The organism is Capnocytophaga canis, from assembly GCF_000827555.1.
GTDB lineage: Bacteria > Bacteroidota > Bacteroidia > Flavobacteriales > Flavobacteriaceae > Capnocytophaga > Capnocytophaga canis.
Genome location: NZ_CDOI01000037.1, coordinates 1 through 264 on the forward strand (window position 1 = coordinate 1; position 264 = coordinate 264).

Consider the following 264-nt stretch of genomic DNA (forward strand, 5'->3'; position numbering starts at 1 on the left):
TTCGTCTCAAATACCTTAACTCCCCAACGATTGTAAATACGAACCGTATTATTAGGATATCTCTCTATACCTTGAATATGGAAGTAGTCATTCAATCCATCTCCATTCACAGAAATACCATTGTGAGGAATTACATCATTCAACACCGTTATCGTTACCTTAGCTATAGAACAGTTACCCATCGTATCGCAAAGCTCATACTCGAAACTGTCTACTCCTGCATAACCTCGGTTAGGTGTGTAAACAACCTCATCATCCGACGGA

Annotated in this window: 1 protein-coding gene; it reads right to left on the reverse strand. The window is 39.8% G+C overall.

The features are described 5' to 3' along the window. A partial coding sequence (locus tag CCAND38_RS01630) for a T9SS type B sorting domain-containing protein (protein ID WP_042343315.1) occupies positions 1 to 264 on the reverse strand: 264 nt, incomplete at both ends.